Source organism: Mucilaginibacter sp. (genome assembly GCF_036383575.1).
Lineage (GTDB): Bacteria > Bacteroidota > Bacteroidia > Sphingobacteriales > Sphingobacteriaceae > Mucilaginibacter.
On record NZ_DASVOB010000230.1, the window covers coordinates 1 to 4123 of the forward strand.

Sequence of the window (4123 nt, forward strand, 5' to 3'; positions counted from 1 at the left end):
CTTTTTTAACGGAGATGATTTAAAATTCAGATACATGTACTCGTTAATAATTTGAATAATTATTGATTACGCAGCAAAAGTAACAGATTTGATTAAAATCTACTATATATATAGAATTAATAGTTATAATTACTAATTCAAACAAAAAACATCTTATTTACCCGTAGGTATATTAAGTGTTAACCGACCAAAAAAGAACGCACCCAGGGTACCCATTTGCACCGGGGCATATTTAAATACACCGAAGTAACTGTTAGCATAGATCTGCTTATCCGGGTAGATATTGAACAGGTTATTGGCGCCAATGGTCAGGGTAAGCGGATTAACAATATAGCTAAAAGAAAGATCCGTCACTACTTTGCCTTTAAACTGCTGCTCTTCGCCAAATGGAAAATCATTACGGTCAACTGCTCCGAAATATACATTACGTAACAGTACACTAAACTTTTTATAGCTGTAGGTTAGTGATAGATTGGTTTTGGTATGCGGCGTTCCTTTTACGATCAATGTGCTGTCGTTAGGTGAAAAGAAGATCCGCTCCTGCCCTTTTAACTGGGTAGGCACATGAATCCCTGTTATTTTATTGGTATTGATGTTAAAACCCAACGAAGCATTGAACTTGCTATTGCCACTACGCAGGGTATAATCGGCCACTACATCAATCCCTTTGGTACGGGTATCAACCGCGTTGCTGAAAAAGCGTGCCGAGCTTGCGCCCAATGGATTAATAATATCCTGTATTGATTGCACAGGGTTACCATCCGGGTCGAACCCGAAGCTGCCGGTCAGTACTATCCTGTCTTTGATATTGATCAGGTATCCATCGGCAGAAATGGTCAGGTCTTTTATCGGCTGAGTTGTAAAGCCAAAACTATAATTAACTGATTTTTCCTGTTTTAATTTAGGGATGCCTAACGCTTTCGCCACCGCACTGTTATTGGTAAAAAAGCCGGATGCTCCCAAAGTATTATCGGGCAAAATATCTGTACTTACATAACTGAAGTATTGCTGCTGCAATGATGGAGCCCTGAAACCGTTGCTTATGGCACCCCGTAAATTGAACCCGTTAGCTATTTTATAACGCGTTGCAAATTTGCCGCTTAGGGCCGATCCGAAATCGCTGTAATGTTCAAAACGTGTTGCTCCGCTGATGAGCCATTTTGAGGTTACATCCAGTTCAGCATCGGCATAAACGCCTGTATTGTTACGGCTTTTGTCTACAGCATTTTGCGGTGAAAAACCGGGGAACGATTGCGAACCACCGGCAAGTCCCGAAGGGTTTGAAACGGTTCCATCAGATGCGGTTACCAGCGCATAGTTTTTCCACGAAGCTTCTTCGCCTGCGCGGATCTGGTATTTATCAACCCTGAACTCGGCACCAAAAGCCAGGTTCAGTCCCTGCAATACATCAAACTTACGGCTGATATCAAAGTTGGTGGTGTTCTGTAAAAACTCGTGCCCACCTGCCTTAAAGCTGGTTGGTGATTTATCCTCCAGCGATGCGTTTACAGTGTTATTTACGAAGTAGTCAAACCGGTTATCGCCAAGGGTGTTGCTCAGATCGGCCTTCCAGCTGCCCAATGTGTGTTTAAAGCCAAAGGCAATTGACCTGTCGCTGATGTGCGATGTAGTGTTAGGCTGATAACCATCAGGAAAAATACTGTAAACATTCACCGTGTAGTCGCTCGGCAGGCGACGGAAACCATAGCCTTCACCCTGACGATAGCTATATCCGCCGAAGGCATAAAACTCGCCTTTACCATCACTGAACGGCAGGCTCAGGTTAAAAAATGAACCTATATTTTTGATCTTCGCATCCCCTATCTGAAAATTAAACTTATCGCGGCTCAATCCCTTCTGTTTCAGCATATCATCATCGTATTTGCGCGAAGCCGCGGGATCATTGGTAAAATCATAAGCGAAATAGTTATTCAATGCCGACTGGTCGAAAATGATAAGGTTATTGTTCTGCGCACGGGTTGTGCGGTCGCGGATGTAACCCTCGCCTGTAATATTGATATAGCCTCCGTTTTTACCTAAGGCGGTACCATAATTAAGATTAAGCTGCCCTAATCCACCATCTCCTTTTGAGCTTACACCGCCCGTGGCTGATGCAAACAGGTCGCCGGTATTTTTTTTGAGTACGATGTTTACCACGCCTGCAATTGCATCCGAACCATATTGAGCCGAAGCGCCATCACGCAACACTTCTATGCGCTCAATTGCCGAGGCCGGGATAGCATTCAGATCGGTACCAACTGAGCCGTTACCAATAGTTCCCTGGTTATTTACAAGTGATGTAGTATGCCTGCGTTTGCCGTTGATAAGCACCAGCAACTGATCTGGGCCTAAACCACGGATACTTGCCGGATCAATATGTTCGGTACCATCTGATGAAGACTGCCTGTTGGAATTAAACGATGGTGACGCGTATTGCAGCAGTTGGTTAAGATCGTTTTGAGGGGTTTGCTGCTGAAGTTTGGCAATGTCAAATATATCAACAGGCGCTGTGGTGTTTAACCGGGTACGGCCCACACTCCGGGTGCCCACCAGCACCACTTCGTTCAGTACGTTACCGGATGCAGGCTGCAAAGCAATATCAAACTTGTGCGAACCTGTAATGGGCTGGATATAGGCTTCATAGCCTACAAGCGTAACCTTAATGGTTTTATCAGTATTGGCTGCTGAAAGGCGGAATGATCCGTCGGCAGTACTGGCTGTACCCCTGCCCGATGGCTGGCCAATTATCGTTGCGCCATTAACAGGCTTGCCGGTATTATCGGTTATACGGCCTGTAATTACTTTATCCTGAGCATTTGCAAGCGTATTGATGAACAGGAAAAGCAAAATAATGAGAGTAAGTTTTTTTGTCATAAGGATAGAATTAAATAGCCGAAAACAAATTATTTAAACCGTTACCAGCGCATAGTAGCCGGTAACGGTTTGTATTTTATTTTTTTGACGCCAGCGATACTTCTACACTCCAGTCGTTACCGCTGGCTATTTTGTGCACATCGGCAAAACTGGCCTGGTTGAGCGCGAACGATAGTTGCAGCAAGCTGTTCAGGTAGCTTAATGGTTGCCCCTTTGCTACCGCGCCAAAGGTTTGGCTGTATGGCGCATCACCTTCATAAACCTTTTTGCCGCTGTGGTAAATAACAACATGTAAAGCATCGCCATAAGCGGGGTTGAGCTGTTTAACCAGGTCATCGCCAATGTTTGTCCATATGTTGCCGTATTGGATATCAAGAATGGCAATGGTGCCTTTCAGCTTGCCGTTTTCAAGCACGGCTTTTTGATAAGGCATATTTACCACCTGTTTAGGCAATGCTGGCCCAACCTGCTCAAAACTGATCACCCCTGCGGCTAAACGGGCAGCAGTGTAGGCGTAAACATCACGACCGTGAAAAGTATATGATTTGCCCGAATCTTTGCGACGGTTAACCGCCTCATCAATCTCCCTGATCTCAGCTATGCCGAAAGCTTCGGCTACTAACGTAAGCGTACCATTATCGGGAGTAACAATAAACTGACCTGTATTGGTTTTCAGCACTACTGATTTACGTGTTGTACCAACGCCGGGGTCAACAACCGAAACAAATACGGTGCCCGCCGGCCAGTAGTTTACAGTTTGGAACAGGCGATATGATGCCTCCCAAATGTTATAAGCCGGGATTTCGTGGGTAAGGTCGTACAGTTTCAGATCGGGCGATACGCCGTTAGCAACGCCTTTCATGGCAGAAACCGCGCCGTCCTTTAATCCGAAATCAGACTGGAAAACAACAATTTTATTTTGAGCCGCAGCTACGTAGGTAAGTGCTGATAAAAAAACAACACCGAGGAATTTGAATAGATGTTTCATAATAAGGGGTATTATATGGCGGTAAATTGATTTTGTATAGTGTGTATTAAATAGAGAACGAATAATAGATCGTCATTGCGAGGCACGAAGCAATCCCAAACTTTACAGGGCGGATCTGCCAATCGGGGATTGCTTCGTACCTTATAATGACGTGCATGTAAATCATTCATAATCAAGCTGCATTTTGGAGAGTAAGACCGAGTTTTTGAGCTTCTTTTTGCAGACGAGCAAGCTTTCTTGCCTTTTGTACTTCTGCATCCT

The 4123-nt window shown here is 44.5% G+C and carries 2 protein-coding genes; both read right to left on the reverse strand.

Features of this window, described 5'->3' with window-relative positions; genetic code table 11:
• Positions 1 to 153: 153 nt before the first annotated feature.
• Positions 154 to 2874 carry a TonB-dependent receptor gene (locus tag VF500_RS08280; protein ID WP_330859224.1) on the reverse strand — a complete coding sequence of 907 codons (2721 nt, stop codon included), beginning with the start codon at positions 2872 to 2874 and terminating at the stop codon, positions 154 to 156.
• A gap of 76 nt (positions 2875 to 2950) precedes the next feature.
• Positions 2951 to 3862: an S-adenosyl-l-methionine hydroxide adenosyltransferase family protein gene (locus VF500_RS08285; RefSeq protein WP_330859225.1), complete on the reverse strand. Its 912-nt coding sequence runs from the start codon at positions 3860 to 3862 to the stop codon at positions 2951 to 2953.
• Positions 3863 to 4123 lie beyond the last annotated feature (261 nt).

Bases quoted from the DNA above. Each gene is read 5' to 3' on its own strand.
- VF500_RS08280 (WP_330859224.1), bottom strand. From the start codon at position 2,874: ATGACAAAAAAACTTACTCTCATTATTTTGCTTTTCCTGTTCATCAAT.
- VF500_RS08285 (WP_330859225.1), bottom strand. From the start codon at position 3,862: ATGAAACATCTATTCAAATTCCTCGGTGTTGTTTTTTTATCAGCACTT.